This is a genomic window from Pseudomonas sp. NPDC088368 (genome assembly GCF_044753445.1).
Taxonomy (GTDB): Bacteria; Pseudomonadota; Gammaproteobacteria; order Pseudomonadales; family Pseudomonadaceae; genus Aquipseudomonas; species Aquipseudomonas bambusae.
In genome coordinates, this window is record NZ_JBIVNG010000002.1 from 310,177 (window position 1) to 329,140 (window position 18,964).

Below are 18,964 nucleotides of genomic sequence, written 5' to 3' on the forward strand. Positions count from 1 at the left end.
GTTATACGAAAACGATCTAGCCGAAAAATGCTCAGCGCATCGGGTTTTGAGGGAAACATGTCCCCCGGGCATCGCTCCGCTGCGGCAGGACGTCTTGCCGGCGCAAGCGTCCTTTAACCCCCGCTGCCGTCGGCAAGCCGTGCTGTTACGGATACCTGTGAGTTCAGGGAGATGTTGACCCCGCCAGAAGCCGCCATCGGTGATCGCCTGGGAACACGTTCTGCTTCTGGGCGAAGCCCGTGGGAGCGCAGCTTGCTCGCGATCTGTTGCGCAGCGACAGCAAACCCAGCCACCTGCGCTGTGTCAGGTGACCCCGGTGTGCAAGATTGACTGCCGGTTCCAGGCAGATCGCGAGCAAGCTGCGCTCCCACGGGCTCCGCCCAGAAGCCGTTTATCCCGCGTCGGGTTTCCCCCTGTGACGCTTCCCCCGCAGCAGCACGGCTTGCCAGCGGAGGCGTGCTTGAAACCACTGCCCCCGGCAATCGGGACTGCTACGGATACATGCGTGTTCAGGATGAACGTTTGAGCGCGTAAGCGTTGTTGAGTCGATATCGAGGGCTGCACCGTTGTCCAGCCAGCCAGCCAGCCAGCCAGCCAGCCAGCCAGCCATTGCCCAGTCCATGCGTCGCCACTGCGTCATATCGCGTCACCATTGCGGGAGCTGCGAAATTGTCCCGGCCCAAGGGGTAGGAAAAGATGACGCCATGCTGAATGCATACCGCGTGCATCAAGATCTACCTGGAGCCAAGTGATGATTCGATACCTGAAGACAAGTAAACCGGTCGAAGCCCAAGCCGAGATTGCGCTGAATGTGCGCGACACGGTGGAAGGGATTATTGCCAACGTGGCCAAGAACGGCGACGCCGCCGTGCGCGAGTATTCGGAGAAGTTCGACAAGTGGGCGCCGACCTCCTTTCGCTTGAGCGACGCTGAAATTGCCGCCTGTGTGGCGAGCCTGTCGGAGCAGGAAATCGGCGACATCCGCTTTGCCCAGGCGCAGGTGCGTCGGTTTGCAGAGGCGCAGAAAGCGTCACTGCACGATGTGGAAATCGAGACCCTGCCGGGCATCATCCTCGGCCATCGCAACATCCCGGTGAACTCGGTGGCGTGCTATATCCCGGGGGGCAAATACCCGCTGCTGGCCTCGGCGCACATGAGCGTGCTGACCGCCAAGGTCGCCGGGGTCAAACGCGTCGTGGCCATGGCGCCGCCCTTTGACGGCAAGCCACACCCGGCCATCGTCACCGCCATGCACCTGGGCGGCGCCGACGAAATCTACTGCGTCGGCGGCGTTCAGGCGATTGCCGGTTTTGCCTTGGGCACCGATGAGTTTTCCAAGGTCGACATGATCGTCGGGCCCGGCAATGCCTATGTCGCCGAAGCCAAGCGTCAGCTGTTCGGCAAGATCGGCATCGACCTGATCGCCGGCCCCACCGAAACCCTGGTCATCGCTGACGACTCGTCAGACGTTGAAATCATCGCCGCCGATTTGCTGGGGCAAGCGGAACACGGGGTGAACTCCCCGGCGGTGTTCCTGACCAACAGCGCCGCACTGGCCGACGCGCTGCCTGCCGAAATCGACCGTCAGCTGGCGATCCTTTCCACCGCGCCCGTCGCATCGGTGGCATGGCGTGACTACGGCGAAATCATCCTCTGCGACACCCTGGAGGAGCTGGTGCAAGAGGCCGACCGCATCGCCTCCGAGCACGTTCAGGTCATGACCCGCGACCCGCTGTACTTCCTTGAGCACATGACTAACTACGGCGCGTTGTTCCTTGGGGAGCGCACCAATGTCTCCTATGGCGACAAAGTGATCGGTACCAACCATACGCTGCCGACCACTGGCACTGCGCGCTACACGGGCGGGTTGTGGGTGGGGAAATTCATCAAGACCTGCACTTATCAACGCGTGCTGACCGATGAGGCCTCGGTGCTGATCGGCGAATATTGCTCACGGCTGTGCGCGATGGAAGGCTTTGCCGGTCACAAGGAACAGGCTGACATCCGGATTCGTCGCTACAAGAAATGAATCGCTGAGCTCCGGCCAGCGCGTTCGACGCTGGCCATCGTGAATTCGACGCGCAACCCACTCACCAGGCGTTGCGCGTCGACGCACTTGCTCAAGGCTGTCGAGGGGCTTGGTCACCCCTCACGGCGGGTCTCAGGCTTCGCTCTGCAAGTGCATTTGGCTTCCCGTTCGGGAGGCCTTTTTTTTGCCCGAATCAGACCCACTCACGAATCTGATCGGCAGCTTTCCCGCCCATCATGCTCGCGGTTGCGTTGCTGTTGCTCGACACAGATTTGGCGCAATCATGTTGTCTGCCACCCTTGGCCCCTGCAGCTCCGACCAGGGTGTAAGGCGGCATCGGCTTTGCGGGAGAACCAGGGCGATGCAATCGGCGCGGGTGCCAAGCAATGGGCGCCTCTTCGCTCAAGCGAGCGGCCACCCCTCAACCGGTCGACCCTCCGCTTTCCACGCTGTCATTGGCCCCCGACACTCACCTGTTTTCAGCCCATAAAAAAACGCCTGGGTTCGTCTTCGTGAGGAAGAAAAAACCCAGGCGTTCAGGACAGCGAACGTAGCAGCGCCGACGTGCTAATGCACAGACGCGTTGATCAAGCGGGCAGCACGACGAAGCTGTCAGGCTGGCAGCGCATCGAGACCGGCGTTCCGGGCGTCAGTGCGTGGGCGCCCGGCGTTGGCAGTTGCTGGCATTTGAGGTCCAGGGTTTCGCCCGCCACGGCGACCCGATAGATCACGCGGTTGCCAATGAACGAGGTGTCCTTGACCTTGCCCAGAAACTCGCCTTCAGCCGCGTTGCCCTGAGTGGGGGTCAGCGTCAGGGTTTCAGGGCGAATGGACACGTTGACCGGCCCCGCGCCGACCTCGTTTTTGGCGCCGCACGAGAAGCGGCCAAACGGCAGCTGCACGTAGCTGTCGCTGCCCCGTGCGTAGGTGCCGTTGACGATGTTGGTGTCGCCGAAAAATTTGGCGGCGAACAGGGTACGCGGCGACCAGTACATTTCTTCCGGGCCACCGATCTGCTCGATGCCGCCCTTGTTCAACAGCACCACGCGGTCGGAGAGGATCATCGCCTCGTCCTGGTCATGGGTCACGTACACGAACGTGGTGGAGGTCTCTTCATGAATGCGCTTGATCTCGTTGAGCATGTGGTGGCGAATTTTCAGGTCCAGCGCCGCCAAGGGCTCGTCGAGCAACAGCACGGCAGGGCGGTTGACCAGTGCGCGGGCGAGGGCGACCCGTTGCGCCTGGCCGCCACTGAGTTCTGAAATCCAGCGATTCTTGAAACTCTCCAGCTGCACCAGTTCCAGCACGCGCATCACTTCGCGCTTGATTTCGTCCTTGGGAGTTTTCTTCAGCCGCAGCCCGAACGCCACGTTGTCGAACACGTCCAGGTGCGGAAACAGCGCGTATTTCTGGAACACCATGTTCACCGGGCGGTGCTCTGGCGCCAGCCGGGTGGCGTCCTTGCCGTCGATGACGACGCGGCCGCTGGAGGGCTCTTCGAAGCCTGCAATGATCCGCATCAAGGTGGTCTTGCCGCAGCCACTGGGGCCGAGCAGGGTCAGGATCTCGTTGCGCTTGATGGTCAGGTCCAGTTTGCCCAGAGCCGTGAGGCCGCCGTAGCTTTTGGAAATGCCGGTCAGTTCGATGCTGTTGTTCATGGGGTTACTCCGCAGGTTCAGCGCGTTCAAGTTCGATGCGGCGACGGCGCAGGGTCATGACCAGGCCGGCGATGGCGATAATGGCGATGGTCACGGCCAGCATGAACACCGAGGCAGCATTGATGGTGGGGCTCACGGCCCGGCGCATCATCGACAGGATCATCAGCGGCAGGGTGGTGTCGCTGCCGGTGACGAACACGGTGATCAGGAACTCGTCCAGTGACAGCGCGATGGCGAGGATCGCAGCGCCGGTGATGGTCGGTCCGATGATGGGCAGGGTGACCAGGCGAAAAGCCTGAAAGGGCGAGGCGCCGAGGTCCCGCGCCGCTTCCTCGAACGACAGGTCGAAGTATTCAAGCCGCGACCGCACCGATTCGACGAAGAACGGAAAGGTGAACAGTGTGTGACCGATGACCACGGTCAGCAGCGAGCGGGACACGCCGATCAGCGAGAAGAAGATCACCAGAGCGATGCCCAGAAACAGGCCGGGCAGGGCAATGGGGGCGAAGTTGAGAAAAGCGAACGCGGCCTTGGCGCGGCCTTTCATTCTCATCAACGCAAGGGCCGAAAAGGTGCCCAACAGGGTGGTGATGACCGTCGAAGCGAGGGCGACGATGGCGCTGTTCTTCAGAGCGGTCATGAAGTCCAGGCTGCCAAACAGCTCGTCGAACCACCGGGTCGAAAACCCTTCGAACGGAAACGACAGCGACGCCGACGCGTGAAAGCTGAACAGCGTGATGATCGCGATGGGGGCGTAGAGAAACAGCATGTAAACGTAAGTGAATAACCTGATCATGGCGAGCTACCTCAAATGTTGATGGGGCGACGGTCAGTCGTGGTAACGCTTGCCCGGTGCCAGATTCGTCACGCGCAAGAACGCCAGCAGCAGCGCGTACACCAGCATGAACACGATCAACAGCAGGTAGGCCATGGCAGCCCCCAGCGGCCAGTTGCCGACCGAGCGGAACTGGTTGGCGATCATCAGGCCGGTGGTCATCGCATCCCGTCCACCCAGTAGTTGCGGGGTCACGTAATCGCTTGCGGCGAGTACGAACGTGAACATGAAGCAGCTCACGATGCTCTTGTGCGCCATCGGCACGATCACCCGCCACAGCGTCAGCGCACCGCTGGCGCCCAGATCGGCGGCGGCTTCGAGGTAGTCTTTCTTGATGTCGCGCAGGCCCGAGACCAGCAGGAGCAGGGTGAAGGGCAACATGATGTGCACCAGCGTCAGCACCACCGCGAACTTGCTGAACACCAGCCATTCCAGCGGCTGATCGACCAGGCCGAAATGCATCAGGGTGGAGTTGATCACGCCGTTGGTGCCCAGGATCGAACGCCAGGCATAAACCCGCACCAGGTAGCTGGAAAACCATGAGATCAGGGCCATGTACAGCGTCAGGTTGGAACGGGTGCGATAGACGATGTAATACGCCACCGGGGCGCTGATCACGGTAGACAGGATGGCGGTGAAAAAGCCGTTCTGCATCGCGATCCACAGCGAGCTGTAGAAACCGCTGGCGCTCAGGGCCCGCGCATAGCTGACCACCGTGGCGGCTGGCTCCATGGAGAAGGTCTGGGCTTTCCAGAAGCTGGCGACCAGCAGCAGCACGGAAGGCACCAGAAAGAACACCATCAGAAACAGGAAGGGCGGCGAGGCCAACAGGTAACCGGTGAGTGTCTTCTTGTCCATGCTCATTCGCCTGCGGGGCTCAGCAACAGGAGTGGCCAGCGCGACGGCATCGCGATTGTCGATTACGTTCATGTCGAAATTGCCTATACATATTCTTTCGGGATGGGGCAGGGGCTGACGTCGAATCGGCCGAAGGTGATGTCACCTCGTTGGCCCTTCGACGGCAGCAGCGCATCCGGCGCAGACCCCATCCCGTTGCGTCAGGATGAGAGCGCAAGCCACGCGGCTCGCGCTTGTTTGACGATGCTTCAAACGGATCTTTTTCGTGTTCGGTAAACCAGCAACGACGATCAGAACGAGCCTTTGAACGTCGCCCACTGATCGATCCACTCAGCGTAGGTCACGTATTTATCGGACTGCAGCGGAGGCTGGCCGTAGAGTTTCGACTTCTCGAAAAAGCTGTCCAGGTGGTCGTAATCGAAGGTGCTGCGAAGGTCCGGCGGCAGCAGCGGCACGGCCTTGGGGTTGACCACGGCGGAGTACATGGTGGTGGCCATTTTTGCCTGGGTTTCGGGTTCCAGCACCTTGTCGATGAACTCCAGCGCCAGCGGCACGTCCTTGGCAGTCTTCGGAATGAACAGGGCATCGCACCACAGCGCCGCGCCTTCCTTGGGAATGGCGAGCTCGGTGTCCACGCCACGCTTTTTGGTCTCGCTCGGGCCGCTGGCGGACAGCGAGAACACGGCGTCCACTTCACCCGACACCAGCAGCGACACCGCATCACCCGAGGACGCGGCAAACACGCGGCACTGATCGCGATAAGGCTTGAGCTTGTCGAACGCATCGTCGAATTCGGCGCGGGTCAGGTTCGGGAATTTGTCGCCGTACCCCGCCAGAATGGCGATGAGTGACCAGTTGGACGTGCCGTCGTCCACGAACGTCAGTTTGCCCTTGAGTTTAGGGTCGAGCAGGTCCGTGTATTGCTTTGGTTTGGCGAGTTTCTTGGGGTTGTAGACGATGGTGTTCATGCCCCACAGCAGCGGAATCCCCCACTGCTTGCCGTCCCAGAACCAACGGCTGCCCTTGTAGAACAGCGGGAGGATGGTGCTGGCCGAATAGTTAGGGATTTTCGAGGCATCGATTTCGCGCAGGATGCCCATGTCCTTGTAGATGACTTCGTAGCCCAGGGCGTACATCGTCAGGTCAAGCTGCACCGGGTCGCTGCCGGCCAGGCGCGCCGTGATGTCGTCCTGGTTGCTGGCGTAGCTCGAATGCACGGTGATGCCCCGGCTTTTGCGCCAGTCGGCGAGTTCCGCGTCCCCGGTTTCACCTTCCCAGCCCAACAGCTCCAGATGACCGCCCGCAGCGGCCATCACGCCTGGGGCAAACGAGCCCAGGTACAGACCCGCAGCAGACGCGGCCGCGCCGAGCAAGAACGTGCGACGTTTCATCGTGATCGAGTCCAGAAGATCGACGCCAGATGATCCATAACCCATCTCTGATTCTTTTTTCATTCTGAGTGCCCTGCCTAGGGTGGTGGTGTTGAAATAGTTATTGACCCATCACAATCTGCGACCCGTGCACCCCGCCAAGCCGGGTGTTTGCTTGTCCGAACAGCCTCCGGGCATCAGCCTTCGAGGTGCAGCGGTGCGGGCAGGTCGCGTGAGTTGCAGCTAGTTGCATCGGCAGTGTTATGGCCAGCGTGTGTCCTTGCAGCTGGAGCGTTGCGCAGTTCCGTCGCATCGGGAAGGCCCGATGACGCATGCTTCCACGGTTCCGATTGACTCTTCTTCTGCCGGGCATCGGTCTGGACATCGAGCGCTGATTCGGGCGCTTGAAACCGGATGCCTGGCGCCTGATAGGTTCGGGTCTTGTTTTGCTGAGTCGAGTATTGGCCCGCCGGGCAAACCGGCTCAATTTCGCACCGCTTTGAAAAGCGACGCACTCTGACGCATCGATGTGACCGAACCTGCGCAACCCCTCATGCGCCTCAGTGGGGCAACGCTTGTCGCCGTGCTCCGTTGATCCCGGCGCCCTGCGTTTATTCGTAAAACCCCGCGTTGTCGGGTCCTCGCTATGCAAGCAAATACAATGCCCTGCTGGCCATGAACGCCCTGAGGTTAAAGGCGAGCGTCTGGGCGGCAGGGTGGTGGGTCCTCTGTCGCCACGCGGGTTTGCGTCAACGTGCGTCGTATTTCGCGAGAGTGCGAAATTGAGCGCGCGGACAGGCGAATCAATACTCAGGCGACTCCTGGGCGCATTGCGCCAAGCCCACGTCCTTACGACTGGAGAAGCCCTTGAAGCTCACTGGTAGTCAAATTTTTGCAAAAGAGTTGAAGGCACTTGGCGTCAATTACGTGGCCGGCATTCCCGCGTCCGGTTCCTGGCCTCTGGTCGAAGCGCTGGCGACGCCGGGTGCAGGTGTGCCGTTCATTCAGGTGATGCAAGAGCAGAGCGCGGTGCACATGGCGGACGGTTATTTTCGCGCCTGTGGTCGTCCGATGGCGGCACTCCTGTCCACCTCGCCGCAACGCTCCAGAGCGCTGAGCGGCATCGAGACCGCCTCCGCCGACGGCTCTGCGCTTCTGGTCGTGACGGCGGGCAGGCCCGAGGATTCAGTGGCGGTGTTGTTCGAGCCCGTTGACGGGCAATCGGGTGTCAGCGCGACCCGCGCATCAGCGGACAAAACCCGACTGACCGTTTCGTCCGCCGACAAGCTGTCGTCCACACTGCGCCGGGCGTTCGACACCATGATGTCGGGCCCGCCGCGCCCGGTGATCCTTGAAATTCCCATGGCCGTGCAGGCTGAAAGCGTCGAGATAAAAGTGCTCAAAGGAGCGTCGCGGCTGCCAGTGGCTGACGCTGTGGCGCTGGACGATACGCAGCTTGCGCGTGTCGGTGAGCGGTTGGCGGGTGCACGCAAACCGGTGATCCTCGCTGGCGCAGGCGTGATCCGTGCGGAAGCCAGTGCCGACGTGTTGAACGTTGCCGAGACCTTTCTGTGCCCGGTGATCACCACGGCGCAAGGGAAGGGGGCTTTTCCTGAGGATCACCCGCTGAGCGGCGGCACGTTGGGGCGCGGAGCGCGCGAGGGGGCGAACACGCTATTGGTCTCGGCGGATGTCGTCATTGCGATGGGATGCGCGTGCGATCCGGACATCCTGCACGCTGCCCACCAGGCGCCCTTGAAGAAGGTGATCGAGGCGACGCTAATCACCCTCGACGATGATCCGGTTGGGCCTGCGCCTCAAGCACGGGCACTGATTGACGTCGCGATCGTGGATGGGTTGAGAGCGCAATTGAGGGCCGTATCTGCGTGGATCACGCCTTCTCGACTGGGCGATCTCAAGCGCCGACGCGCCCGATACCGCGCCTCTGTGACCTTGCTTCGCGAGCGTCAGCACGCCGTGGCGCAGGCCGACAACGGCAACGATGGTGTGGCATTGCCGGTGCAGCGGCCCTTGATCAAGCTGCGCCAGCTGCTGGAGCGCGATGCGATTCTGGTGGTCGGTGCAGGCAACGTTCAGGCGGCGGTGCGTCAGGTCTTTCCGGTGTACACCCCTCGCAGCCACCTGTGTGCGGGTCGTTTTGGCGATGTCGGTTGGGCGGTGCCCGCCGCCATAGGCGCCAAGCTGGCGATGCCCGCCAGGCAGGTCGTGTGCGTGGTGGGCGACGGTGATTTTCTGCAGTCGATGCAGGAAGTGGCGGTTTGCGTGATGCACACGATTCCGGTGGTGTTCGTGGTCCTCAATAACAGTGGCTATGGCGCTGTGAGCGAACTGCATCAGGCCCGTGGCGAGCATTACCTGGGTGGCGAATTCAACCTGCCGGACGGCAAACCCTATTCCCCCGACTTCGCCTCCATTGCCCGCAGCTTCGGCCTGCAGGCGTGGCGGGTGGAGTTCGCCTCTCAACTGAGTGCCGTGTTCACCAAGGCCCTCAATTGCCCGGGGCCGTCGTTGGTCGAGATCATCACCGCACGCGCGAGCCACCTTGCCCACGGAGGGTGAAGAGGCCAGCGCATTAGCACTTCAATCATCACTCAACGGCACGGCCGTCACAGGAGTCAACATGGGCATTTTCGATTTCAAACACTGGATCGTGATCCTCCTCGTCGTGGTGCTGGTCTTTGGCACCAAAAAGATGAAAAACCTTGGCGCGGACGTGGGGGAAACCATCAAGGGGTTTCGCAAGGCCATGAGCGATGAGGGCGGGACCTCGCCCGTGCCAACGCACGAGGGGCAGGGCGTTGACACCAAACCGGTGGTGGCGGACGTCTCTCGTCAGCAGCGCTGATGAGCGCGGGCTGAAGCAAAGGATGCGCGAGTGGCGGCTCGCGCTTCCCGGCCATGCCGTCAGGATTGGCCGCCCCAGATGATCGCGGAATTTTCACCGGTCATGTATTCGCGCACTTCCAGCGGCAGCGATTGATCACTGGGCAACAGCACGGTGGCGTTGCGCAGGTGGTGCTTGCGGATGTTTCCCTTGTCGACCAGGCCCAGCATGATGCGGGTGGAGAACGGCTGGCGGAACGAGGAGGACGCCACGCCTGTCACCAGCCCCGACAGAAAGCGAACAGGCCGACGATGCTGCGGCGTCAGGATCGAGAATGTCATCTCGTTGCGCTGTTTGCCCTCGAAATCCACCAGAAAGATACGATCCCCCATGAGCAGGCAAAAGCCATGGTAGGTAAACGAATAACCAATCTTGCCGCTGCCATCCTGCAGCGGGAAACGCTCCACCGTCACGTACTGCACCATCGAGTCCGAACGATACAGGCAGGTGACCGAACGCAATATCCTGCCTTTATAAATAGAAGAGTTGTGATAGCGGTAATAAACGCCCAAGTAATCTTCTAGTTGATCAGCGGAACCCTTGGCCAGGGGAAGAAAGTGATTGAATTGCGTGGAGGCACGCAAGTCGGTCGGAAGTTCGTTTTCGAACCCCTCGTAGAACTTTTTAAACTCGGCGGGCGGTCGAAACAGGTCCTCGGCCTCCATCATGAAATAGCGCCCGATCTTCTGCAGAATCTTCTGCGACGGAATGTGCTGGCCCACCAGGTATTTATTGAATTGCTGGCGGTTGACGTCGATTTTCCTGCACATATCCGCCACTGAGCGGCAGGAATCGACCAGCGTGCTGAGGTTTTTTTGCACGTGGGTCTGCGCGTCACTGCGAAGCTGCTGACGTTCAGGATGAGAGAGGGAACCCATCGAAGGCATGGTTAGGGAGTCTCCGCTTTGCATAGGGATGGAACGCGCAAGAAGCATTGAACACATCTTCAAAAAGCTTCAGCGCTGAATAAACCGTTCAACAAAAAACTATATAAGCCGCTCAAGAAACAGTGCGTAGTGTCAACGCGCTTGGCCATTCTATGAGCAAATTCCATGCCGGTCATTCGCAGAGGGCACGCTACCGCCGGGCATCCTCTGATCAGTTATAGAATTCGCCTGATATAACCAAAACATCGTCAAATGGCATTGATGACCGTTTCCCAGAAACGCCGATTCCTACTGGTGGGCGAGGCATCGACGTGACACAGTGTAAACGTATAACCAAGAAAAAGTGCGTCCAATGGTAAGCGTTTTATCGGTTTTTTTCGGACGTCGGCGACCCGAAGGATCGAGAGGTGTTCAGGATTGCGATACCCGCTTGTGACCCATGCGTATTGCGGTAACAGGCACAAAGCCGTCAGTAACAGGCGTGCGCTCCATGCGCACCTTTCGGGTAACTGACGCAGCGTGCGCGTCAACGTGCGTCGCTTGCGTGGGCAGCTGCGAAATTGAGCGGCAAGGGCCTTCCTCGGATACTCGAACGCCTGAGGGGGAGCCTCTGTCACGGCCACACGCGCCGATGAAAAGCCTGCCCGCGTTTCGACCCAGTTTGTTCCTGTCACTTCTCACATGGCTCAAGGGTATTTATGTCTAGCGATCTCGTAAAAGCGGCGTATGCCGTGCTGTTGCCAGCGTTCGGCGGTCTCCAGCTGGATGACGCCGTCTCGCGTTTTCTGGAGCGCGGCGGCGTGTCGATTCTGTTGGGTGAAACCCGCGAGGAATACCTCGCCAGGGCCATGAGCGCAGAACGTCAGGCCACCGAAACTGCCGAGCATTTTCACGCCATCGCCCAGCGCGCAAAGCAACTGGCCGATGCGCCGGTGCTGATTGCGGTCGATCAAGAACTGGCGGGCATACAGCGTTTGCATCGTCTGGTGCCAGCGCTGCCGACGGCGTCGCAACTGGGTGGCCTGAGCGCTGACGACATTGAGCAACGCGCCTTCGAGACCGCCAAAGCCGCCCGGTCGCTGGGCGTCAATCTGTTCCTCGCCCCCATCGTGGATGTTGTCACTGGCGCCAATCCCTGGCTTGAGGGTCGTACGTTGGGTACCGATCCCGACGAGGTTGCGCGCATTGCCCGCGCCTTTGTCGCGGGTGTGCAGCGCGCGGGCGTCATCGCAACGGCCAAACACTTTCCGGGGCATCACATCACCGAATCTGATCCGGCCATCGCTGAGGCCCACGTGCCTGGCTCGCTGGAGGTGCTGCAAGAAGGCATTGATGTCTTCAAGACCCTCATCGCGGCCAACGTCCAGGCCATCATGCCGGGCCCTGCCGTGGTGACAGCCATCGACCCGAACCAGTCGGCGTCCACCTCGCCCGCAGTGATCTCGATGCTGCGCGACGCGCTGGGCTTTTCTGGCCTGATCATCTCCGATGACCTCGATGCCGTTTCCATCAGTCGCGGCAACAGCGTGGCAGCCGCGGCCGTTGCCTCGCTGGCGGCCGGCGCACACCTGTTGCTGCTGTCCAGCGAGGCGGGGCTCGACGAGGTGGTGCGCACCATTGTTGCCGCCGTGGAAACCGGCGAATTGCACGCCGACGTTCTGCTGGCCGCCGCGCAAAAGGTTCGCGATACGGCCAACGCCGTCGCGTGATCGCTCAGGGTTCTGCGCCCGCAGAACCCCCTGTCACAGGTTTGGGAGGGTTTATGGACATGCAAAAAAACATCCTGGCACTGCATTCCACGGTCGCCAGACATTCGCCGCTGGCCATCGATCTCGACATCGCCAGAACGGTGGGCTTCGACGCCGTGGAAATGTACAGCGGCAAGCTGGAGGCCTATCTGGCGGCGGGCTTCTCGGAGGCCGACCTGAAGACACTTTTGAGCGATGTGCAGGTCACCGGCATCGGCTATCTCAGGGACATCGAGCGGCAAGGCGCTGAACGCGACGACATGCTTCAGGAGGCCGAGCGGCTGTTTCAGCTGGCGAATCTCGCGGGGGCCAAAGGTGTTCAGGTGCTGACAGGCCCGATCAACGTGCAGGCCGTCCTCGATATTCAGCAGCGTGGGCGCAGCGATCACTACGCGGGGCTGGTGGGACGCTCTCAGGCCGACCAATTGGCGCTCACCGCAAAAAACCTGGCGGCTCTCGCGGATCTGGCTAGCCAGTACGGCGTTCTGCTTTACCTGGAGGCGTTGTCATGGACGCCGCTCAACCATCTGCATCAGCAGTTGGAGCTGGTCGACCGCGCTGGCCGCGACAACATCAAGCTGGTGGTCGACTACTGGCATTACTTCACTGCCGGGGTGACGCCAGATGACGTCGCGCGGCTGGACAAGGACGTTATCTATGGCGTGCACATCTGCGATTCGTTGCCGTTCAATGGCGGCACGCCCGATGAAGGGGTGCTGCGCAATATCCCCACGGGGCAGGGCGTCCTGAATCTTCAGGACTGGACGGACGCCGTCAAGGCCACCGGCTATGAGGGCTGGTGGAGCTGTGAGCTGTTCTGCACCCGGCAGCAGCAAAGCAACAGCTACGACGTGGCGGCGAACCTCAAAACACTCATGAGCGCACTGGTCGGACGCTAAGCCGACCGGCTGCGCTCACTGGGCTGCGCCGCAGGGCCAGCCTCGCTTTCAATCAGAACAGGTCGGGGTCTTCATGGTGGATTTCATTGTTATTGGCGGCGGTTCGACGGGCTGCACGATCGCGTCGAGGTTGAGCGAAGACGCGTCGGCATCGGTCGTCCTGTTCGAAGAGGGGCCACGAGATCGCAGCCCCTACATCCACATTCCCGGCGCTTATTACAAAACGGCGCAAGGTCCGTTGCTCAAGCGCTATGAGTGGGAGCCCACCGATGAGCAACGCCGTACCGAGACGCCGACCATGGTCCAGGCCAGCGTGCTCGGCGGCGGCAGTTCGGTGAACGCGATGATCTACATTCGTGGTGTGCCCGCCGACTACGACGGATGGGCCGCGCAAGGTGCCGCTGGCTGGTCGTATAAGGACGTGCTGCCGTATTTCAAGAAGGCCGAAGACAACGAACGCTTCTGCAACGATGCTCACGGCGTCGGTGGACCGTTGGGCGTGTCCGACCCGATCAACGTGCACCCGCTGACCAAGGTATGGCTGCAGGCGTGTCAGCAATATGGCCTGCCGTACAACGAAGATTTCAACTCCGGCACGCCGCAAGGTTGCGGGCTGTATCAGATCACGGCGAAGAACGGCTGGCGAAGCAGTGCAGCGGTGGCGTACCTGACGCCTGCTCGCGCGCGCAAGAACCTGACCGTGAAGACCTCGTGCAAGGTGCTGCGCATCCTGATGCAGGGCACCAAGGCCGTTGGCGTGGAGTACATGCAGGACGGCAAGCACCAGGTCATGCACGCCGCCAAAGAGGTCATCCTGTCGGCAGGGGCGATCAACTCGCCACGCTTGCTCATGCTCTCGGGCATCGGCCCTGCTGCGCACCTTGAAAAGCAGGGCATTCGCGCGATTCGGGACGTGCCCGGCGTGGGGCAAAACCTTCAGGACCACATCGAAATCTCGCTGGTGTACGAGTTGACCGGCCCCCACAGCTACGACAAGTACAAGAAGCTGCACTGGAAGGCCGTGGCGGGTCTGCAATACGCGCTGTTCAGGCAAGGACCGGCCGCGTCGAACCTGATCGAGGGCGGCGCGTTCTGGTGGGGCGACAAGGCGTCGACGAATCCGGACATTCAGTACTTCATGGTGGTCGGTGCCGGTATCGAAGAGGGCGTCGACTCGGTGCCCGGCGGCAACGGCTGCACGTTGAACCTTGGGCAGATTCGCCCGCGCTCCCGGGGTTACGTCGAGCTGTATTCGTCTGATCCTTCAAGCCCGCCGCGCATCGTGCCCAACTATTTTTCTGACCCGTATGACATCGAAGCGCTGGTGGACGGCTGCATGGTCGGCGAGGAAATCATGTCCCAGGCGGCGTTCAAACCTTACATTGCCCGGCGCCATGTGCCCGACGGCGCCCAGCGCACCCGGGCAGAGATGAAGGCGTTCTGCATCGAACACGCCCACGCCGCGTTGCACCCTTCCGGCACTTGCCGCATGGGGGTCGATGCGCAGTCGGTAGTCGGGCCGGACCTCAAGGTTCACGGCATTCAGGGGTTGCGCGTTGCAGATGCGTCCATCATGCCGACCCTGATTTCAGGCAACCCGAATTCGGTGTGCATCATGATTGGCGAGAAGGCGGCGGACTTGATTCGTCGCGACTCCCACATTGGATGAATACGTGCATTCAGGCTCAGGCGACTGACAAAACCTGAGCACGCCTGCCGACCCCGGTCACTACAGGGACTTTGGCGACAGCAATCCGGCGGTCTCACCCCCGTCGACCGTAAGCGTGGTGCCGTTCACGTAGCTGGCCCCCGGCGAAAGCAGCCAGCAAATGGCGTCAGCGACTTCCGTGGCCGATGCCAGGCGACCTTCCGGGATTCGGGCGGTCAGGGCTGCAAGGCGGGCTTCGTCGTTGACGATTTTGTCCATCATGCGCGTGGCGATCTGGCCGGGGCAGACCGCGTTGAAACGTACTTGCCCACCGTATTCCAAGGCCAATGCCTGAGTCAGACCCAAGAGCGCGGCTTTGCTCGCGCAGTAGGTGGCCAGCCCTTGTTCCCCGGTTTTGCCCGCGATGGAGGAGACGTTCACCACGGCGCCCCGGCCTGCGATCAGACCTGGCAGCGCGTGTTTTGTGTAGAAGAACACCGAGCGCGTATTGACGGCGAACAGCGTGTCCCACTCTTGCTGGGTGGTCTCGGTAAACGCTTTGCGCCCGGACATGCCTGCGTTGTTGACCAGGCCTGCCAGCTTGCCGTCGCTCAATTGCAGTGCGGTTGCGACGACGTTGCGGCATTCGTCTTCGTTCACGACATCGCCCGGGACGAACGTGCAGTGGGGCAGGCGCGCCGCCAATTGTGCGCCTGCCGTTTCATCGCGTCCGGTGAACACCACCGGGTGGCCAAGGCTGACGAGTTTTTCCACGGTTGCGGCGCCGATGCCTTGGGTGCCGCCTGTGACGATGTACATGGTACTGCTCCTGAAAGTATCGCCGGCCATGGTCAGGCCGGCGGCTGTGAAAGAAGACGTGGCGCTGAAAGTCAGGCGGCCGGTTGATTCAAGGTTCTGCTTGAGCGCAACGAGAGCCAGGTCGTGGCTAGCAGACCCGCCAGGCCCACCACCAGCAGGAAAGATGACATCGCGACAATCGACGGGTCGATGGTGTCACGAATGCCATCGAACATCTGCCGTGGCAGCGTGCGCTGGCCGGGCCCACCGATGAACAGTACGACGACGATTTCGTCGAACGATGTCATGAAGGCAAACAGCGCGCCCGAGATCACGCCCGGCGCAATGATCGGCAGCGCGACGTTGATGAAGGCGCGCAGCGGCGATGCCCCGGACATTGCAGCGGCCTTCAGCAGGCTCATGTCCAGACCTTGCAGGCTGGCGGCGACGTTGATCAGGACGAAGGGGGTCGCGAGCACGGTGTGAGCCAGAATCATCCCGGTCAGCGTGCCTGTCAGGCCCAGTTGGCCGAACAGAAAATACATGCCCAGCCCGGAAATCACCGGCGGAATGATCATCGGCGAAATCAACAGCGCCAGCACGTTGGTGGCTCCAGGCAGGTTGCGCCGTGCGAATGCCAACGCTGCCAGGGTGCCCAATAACGTGGCCAGTAACGTCGCAGCGCAACCGACCAGCAGGCTGTTGCGCAAGGCCTGAAGCCAGGGACCGGCACTGAAGACTTTCTCGTACCAGCGCAAGGACAGCCCCGGCAGCGGATAGGACAGGAACGTGCCGCTGCTGAAGGAGATCGGCACCACGGCCAGCAACGGCACGATCATGAAAACGATCATGACGATCCCGAACAGACGCAGCAGATTGCGGCTGATGAAGCACAGGGTGAAATGGTTCATGGCAGGTTCCCGATTACGTGAGACCGGCGATCTGGCGGATGCCGACCAGCCGAGCGGCGACCAGGTAGATCGCCATGACGCAGAGGATCAACACCAGTCCCAGTGCCGAGGCCATGCCCCAGTTCACCGTGGTGTTGGTATAGAAGGCGATGAAATAGCCGAGCATCTGTTCCCGTGCACTGCCCACCAGCGTGGGGGTGACGTAGTAACCGGCCGCGACGATGAAGGTCAGCAGCGTGCCGGAGCCGATGCCCGTGAGGGTCATGGGCAAATAAACATGCAGGAACCCGCGCACCGGATGCGCACCCAGGGACCCCGACGCGCGCATGTAGTGAGCCGGAATGCCTTTCATCACGCTGTACAGCGGCAGCACGGTGAAAGGCAGCAGGATGTGCACCATGACGATGTACACCCCCAACGCATCGAAGATCATCGGCAGCGGTTGCTCGATCAGGCCCAGTTTGAGCAGCAGGGTGTTGACGATGCCTTTCTCTTGCAGCACCACGATCCAGGCAGTGGTTCGGGCCAGCAGTGATGTCCAGAAGGGCAGCATCACCGCCAGAATCAGCAGCATCTGAAACGGTCGCGAGGCTTTGACCAGCAGGACGGCGAACGGAAAGCCCAGCAACAGGCACAACACAGACACGACAAACGCGATCTTCAAGGTCTTGAACGTGAGGTCCAGGTACACCCGTTTTTCCGGGGCGACGCGCTGAATACCGTGGGCCGTGCGTTCCAGGTCGAGGGCGCTGAGCAGGTAATAGGAGGTGTAGGCCGGTGATGCGCGCTCAAACGCTTCCCACAGCTCAGGCGTTGACCAGCGGGGGTCGATGGCGGTCAGGCGTGCGCGAGGCGATTCACCGCTGACCGGTTGCTGATTGGCGGGCCACTGATAGCGGCGAGCGGTGGCGGTGATCAGAAAACGGTAGCCACTGTTTTCGTAGTTCATGCGCCGCGCCGCTTCACCCACGGCGCCTAGATTCTCGACGTGAATGAAGTCCTGCTCGATCGCCTCGAACACGGCATCGCTCGGCAAGCCGGGGCTCTCGCTCCGCGCTTGCTGCTCCAGTGCGTGAACCGTGCGTGGGAACGCCTGAATCAGCTCCGGGTTGCTGACGGCGCGGTACAGCATCATGCCGATGGGGAGAACGAAAAAGACGGCGGTGTAGATCAACAGGGGCAACAGCAGCAACACTGAGACGAGGCGTTTCTGTCGACTCGACTTCTGGTGGGCGCTTGCAAGTGATTCCAGCGCAGGGGCGGACATAGTGGCTGACCTCGGAATTCGATGGCAGCGGCTTCGGGTGAACGAAGCCGCCATTCAAGCAAAGGACGGGCTTACTTCGCCGCCCAATTGGTGAAGCGCGCCATCAGGTCTTCCTCGTAGTTGACCCAGAACGGCGTGTCGAGCAGCAAGGCGTTTTCCAGGTTGGCGGGAGCGGTGGGCAAATTGCTCAGCGTCTGTTTGTCCAGTGCAGCCTGGGCCTTGGCGTTGACGATGCCGTAGGGGATCGCTTGAGCAAACGCGGTCTGGGCTTTGGGGCTGACCATGTAGTCGAGCAGGGCGTAGCTGTCTGCGAGGTTTGGCGTGCCCTTGATGATCGTCCAGTAATCCATGCTGTAGAGCTGCTGGTTCCAGATCAGGGGAAAGTGTCCGCCTTGCTGATTGGCGATGGCGATCCGACCGTTATAGGCGGCCGTGACCGCAACGCTGCCGGACGATAGCCATTCAAGGGGTTGCGCGCCGGTTTCCCACCATTGGATGTAGGGCTTGATCTCATCCAGCTTGGCGAAGGCGCGATCCTGACCGCCCTTGGTCGCCAGTACCGTGTAGACATCGGCAGGCTTGACGCCGTCCGCCATGAGGGCGATTTCCAGCGTCATGCGCGCTTGCTTGCGCAGGCCACGCTTGCCGGGCCACTTCTTGATGTTCCAGAAGTCGGCCCAGGTTTTCGGGTCATCGCTGGCAAACTTTTTGTTGTCGTAGGTCATGACTTCCGACCAGACAATCGCGCCGACCCCGCACGGTGCGAACTTGTCCGAGGGGATGTCGACGGCGTTGCTCAGCTTGCTATGATCCAAGGGTTCCAGCAGGCCTTGCTCGCAGGCCAGGGCCATTTCGTTTTCGTCCATCTGCACCACGTCCCACGTGGGGTTGCCGGACTGGACCATGGCTTTCTGTTTGGCGATGCCGCCATCGTAGGTGTCTTGCACCACGGGTTTGCCGCTTTGTGCGGCATAGGGCTTGAAGTAGGCCTTATCGAACGCTTCTTGAGTAGCGCCACCGAAACCGACCGCGGTCAGGTCTCGGGCCTGCACGGCGTGGCTGGCAAGCAAAGTGGCGGCGCAAATCGAACAGACCAGTGCGGTGCGACGGAATATCGAGGACATGTTTGTCCCTCCTGCTGTTTGAGGATG

The 18,964-nt window shown here is 61.2% G+C and carries 15 protein-coding genes; 6 read left to right on the plus strand and 9 right to left on the minus strand.

Annotated elements, in window-relative coordinates; all coding sequences use genetic code 11:
- Positions 1–751 precede the first annotated feature (751 nt).
- Positions 752–2,029: a histidinol dehydrogenase gene (hisD, locus tag ACIQAL_RS04865; protein ID WP_341958467.1), complete on the plus strand. Its 1,278-nt coding sequence runs from the start codon at positions 752–754 to the stop codon at positions 2,027–2,029.
- 587 nt (positions 2,030–2,616) lie between these two features.
- On the opposite strand, the gene ACIQAL_RS04870 is transcribed toward hisD, so the two are convergent.
- The 4 genes from ACIQAL_RS04870 to ACIQAL_RS04885 form a co-directional block, all read right to left on the minus strand.
- Positions 2,617–3,687 carry an ABC transporter ATP-binding protein gene (locus tag ACIQAL_RS04870; RefSeq protein ID WP_401143050.1) on the minus strand — a complete coding sequence of 357 codons (1,071 nt, stop codon included), beginning with the start codon at positions 3,685–3,687 and terminating at the stop codon, positions 2,617–2,619.
- A gap of 4 nt (positions 3,688–3,691) precedes the next feature.
- Positions 3,692–4,483, minus strand: a complete 792-nt coding sequence (locus ACIQAL_RS04875; RefSeq protein ID WP_401143053.1) for an ABC transporter permease — start codon at positions 4,481–4,483, stop codon at positions 3,692–3,694.
- A gap of 33 nt (positions 4,484–4,516) precedes the next feature.
- Positions 4,517–5,380, minus strand: coding sequence for an ABC transporter permease (locus tag ACIQAL_RS04880; protein ID WP_401143056.1), 864 nt, complete (start codon positions 5,378–5,380; stop codon positions 4,517–4,519).
- Between the two features lie 290 nt (positions 5,381–5,670).
- Positions 5,671–6,834, minus strand: coding sequence for a PotD/PotF family extracellular solute-binding protein (locus ACIQAL_RS04885; protein WP_401143058.1), 1,164 nt, complete (start codon positions 6,832–6,834; stop codon positions 5,671–5,673).
- Between the two features lie 783 nt (positions 6,835–7,617).
- On the opposite strand from ACIQAL_RS04885, the gene ACIQAL_RS04890 reads away from it, so the two are divergent.
- Both ACIQAL_RS04890 and tatA read left to right on the plus strand, forming a co-directional pair.
- The gene (locus ACIQAL_RS04890) at positions 7,618–9,330 is read left to right on the plus strand and encodes a thiamine pyrophosphate-binding protein (protein ID WP_401143061.1); all 1,713 of its coding nucleotides are present in this window, start codon (positions 7,618–7,620) and stop codon (positions 9,328–9,330) included.
- A 61-nt stretch (positions 9,331–9,391) separates the two neighbouring features.
- A complete protein-coding gene (gene tatA, locus ACIQAL_RS04895; RefSeq protein WP_401143064.1) occupies positions 9,392–9,616 on the plus strand; it encodes a twin-arginine translocase TatA/TatE family subunit in 225 nt (74 codons plus the stop codon).
- A gap of 59 nt (positions 9,617–9,675) precedes the next feature.
- Here the strand turns inward: tatA and ACIQAL_RS04900 are convergent, their stop codons facing one another.
- Positions 9,676–10,590, minus strand: coding sequence for an XRE family transcriptional regulator (locus ACIQAL_RS04900; RefSeq protein ID WP_341958460.1), 915 nt, complete (start codon positions 10,588–10,590; stop codon positions 9,676–9,678).
- 650 nt (positions 10,591–11,240) lie between these two features.
- On the opposite strand from ACIQAL_RS04900, the gene ACIQAL_RS04905 reads away from it, so the two are divergent.
- The 3 genes from ACIQAL_RS04905 (at position 11,241) to ACIQAL_RS04915 (ending at position 14,858) form a co-directional block, all read left to right on the plus strand.
- Positions 11,241–12,251, plus strand: coding sequence for a glycoside hydrolase family 3 N-terminal domain-containing protein (locus ACIQAL_RS04905; protein ID WP_401143067.1), 1,011 nt, complete (start codon positions 11,241–11,243; stop codon positions 12,249–12,251).
- Positions 12,252–12,304: 53 nt separating this feature from the next.
- Positions 12,305–13,189, plus strand: coding sequence for a sugar phosphate isomerase/epimerase family protein (locus tag ACIQAL_RS04910; RefSeq protein ID WP_401143070.1), 885 nt, complete (start codon positions 12,305–12,307; stop codon positions 13,187–13,189).
- 73 nt (positions 13,190–13,262) lie between these two features.
- Positions 13,263–14,858 (plus strand): GMC family oxidoreductase, encoded by a 1,596-nt coding sequence (locus ACIQAL_RS04915; protein ID WP_401143073.1) that lies wholly within the window; start codon positions 13,263–13,265, stop codon positions 14,856–14,858.
- A gap of 60 nt (positions 14,859–14,918) precedes the next feature.
- Here ACIQAL_RS04915 and ACIQAL_RS04920 read toward each other — a convergent pair whose 3' ends face one another.
- From ACIQAL_RS04920 to ACIQAL_RS04935, 4 genes are all read right to left on the minus strand, one after another.
- Positions 14,919–15,656, minus strand: a complete 738-nt coding sequence (locus ACIQAL_RS04920; protein ID WP_341958456.1) for an SDR family NAD(P)-dependent oxidoreductase — start codon at positions 15,654–15,656, stop codon at positions 14,919–14,921.
- A 71-nt stretch (positions 15,657–15,727) separates the two neighbouring features.
- The gene (locus ACIQAL_RS04925; protein ID WP_401143075.1) at positions 15,728–16,546 is read right to left on the minus strand and encodes an ABC transporter permease; all 819 of its coding nucleotides are present in this window, start codon (positions 16,544–16,546) and stop codon (positions 15,728–15,730) included.
- 13 nt (positions 16,547–16,559) lie between these two features.
- Positions 16,560–17,813, minus strand: a complete 1,254-nt coding sequence (locus ACIQAL_RS04930) for an ABC transporter permease (protein WP_401143078.1) — start codon at positions 17,811–17,813, stop codon at positions 16,560–16,562.
- Between the two features lie 71 nt (positions 17,814–17,884).
- Positions 17,885–18,937 carry an ABC transporter substrate-binding protein gene (locus tag ACIQAL_RS04935; protein ID WP_401143081.1) on the minus strand — a complete coding sequence of 351 codons (1,053 nt, stop codon included), beginning with the start codon at positions 18,935–18,937 and terminating at the stop codon, positions 17,885–17,887.
- Positions 18,938–18,964 lie beyond the last annotated feature (27 nt).